We start from the raw sequence: 457 nt of genomic DNA, 5'->3' as shown, positions 1-457 counted from the left end.
TCGTACTGCATGCCGCCACGGCGAGAGAAGGTTATAGCAACCCTGCCGTCACCTTCTGCCGCTTGCGGGCGGTGATCGCGGCAGAGCCAGGATAGGCGCTCGATAAGGTAGCGCGTCATATAAAAATAGAGCTGGTTCTTTTCGACGTAGATGTCAGGCGGGATGGGCTCTTTGGCCGCGACGACGCTAAGCGCTCGCAATGGTTTGCTGGCTATCGTCTGCACGGCTGCGAGCTTCTGCCCGTGGTGTAGCTTGGCGAAGTGCAATGTTCGGGATTGTCGTTCCGGCATCTTTGCATTGATCTCGTCACGCCAGCGAACCGCGTCTAAGGTGTGCGTCTGGCGAAAAAGGCAGGCAGAGATAATCAGCCATTTCGATGAGCCGCCAGCATTGCCGACTTGGCGAAACGGCTTATCTAGGCCGTCGTCGCCAGACTCATCGATGTATGCTACGTATG

The 457-nt window shown here is 56.9% G+C and carries 1 protein-coding gene; it reads right to left on the bottom strand.

Annotation, left to right across the window (positions count from 1 at the left end):
• A partial coding sequence (locus EOA33_RS38380) for a DUF3800 domain-containing protein (protein ID WP_127407874.1) occupies window positions 1-457 on the bottom strand: 457 nt, incomplete at both ends.

It is taken from the genome of Mesorhizobium sp. M4A.F.Ca.ET.050.02.1.1 (assembly GCF_003997725.1).
Lineage (GTDB): Bacteria > Pseudomonadota > Alphaproteobacteria > Rhizobiales > Rhizobiaceae > Mesorhizobium.
The sequence above is the reverse complement of the archived record's forward strand: the minus strand, read 5'-3'. Positions and strand labels throughout refer to the sequence as shown.